Consider the following 315-nt stretch of genomic DNA (forward strand, 5'->3'; position numbering starts at 1 on the left):
TGCCGCGGCGCTGTCTGCTGCCAGTGCGTAATCCACTGTTTGATCGGCCTGAGCATCCCCTTCCCGGTACACCGTAAAAACCAGATTACCCGCCTCTGCCGCCGTGCCGTTGGCGACAGAAAAGGTGGTTTCATCTTGCACATCATCGGTAAGGGTGGTTTGAGCCGTGGCATTGACAATGGATGTGCCCGTAGAGCCGTTACTGAGGGAGAGACTAAAGGTCTCATCCCCCTCATACAACGTATCGCCACTGGTGCTTACCGTAACCAGTTGGCTATGGGCACCGGTGGCAAAGGTGACCGTACCGGATTGATC

1 protein-coding gene is annotated in these 315 nt (G+C 56.2%); it reads right to left on the reverse strand.

All coding sequences use genetic code 11. The features are described from left to right. The coding region (locus V5T57_RS21095) for a Calx-beta domain-containing protein (RefSeq protein ID WP_332893177.1) at window positions 1–315 on the reverse strand (315 nt) is incomplete at both ends.

Origin of the sequence: Magnetococcus sp. PR-3, from assembly GCF_036689865.1 — a bacterium.
Lineage (GTDB): Bacteria > Pseudomonadota > Magnetococcia > Magnetococcales > Magnetococcaceae > Magnetococcus.